Source organism: Streptomyces colwelliae (assembly GCF_048158785.1).
Taxonomy (GTDB): domain Bacteria; phylum Actinomycetota; class Actinomycetes; order Streptomycetales; family Streptomycetaceae; genus Streptomyces.
Genome location: NZ_JBLTJC010001108.1, coordinates 1 through 249, shown reverse-complemented (window position 1 = coordinate 249; position 249 = coordinate 1). Strand labels below are relative to the sequence as shown.

The 249-nt window shown below is 61.4% G+C and carries 1 pseudogene; it reads right to left on the bottom strand.

The window, feature by feature from the left end:
- A pseudogene (locus ACNFOC_RS56045) lies at positions 1-201 on the bottom strand (multidrug MFS transporter); the annotation flags it as partial.
- Between the last annotated feature and the right edge of the window lie 48 nt (positions 202-249).

Here is a 249-nt window from a genome sequence, read left to right as displayed (position 1 = left end):
ATATTCCCTTACCTTGTCCCCCGACATGAGGTGCTTTTCCAGCAGCCAGACACGTGTCTTCTCCTGGAGCGTCGGCCAATACGGATGCAGTTGCCGGGGAAACGCCGTCTCGATCACCGGGAGAGAGAGCGACGGTGGAACCTCGATCGCCGTCGTTACCGTTGCCGTTGCCGATGCGGTGCTGTGCGAGAAAGCAGGCACGAACAAACCCCTCTCAGCCGCCAGTTGCGTACGCCCCTCCCGCTGTGC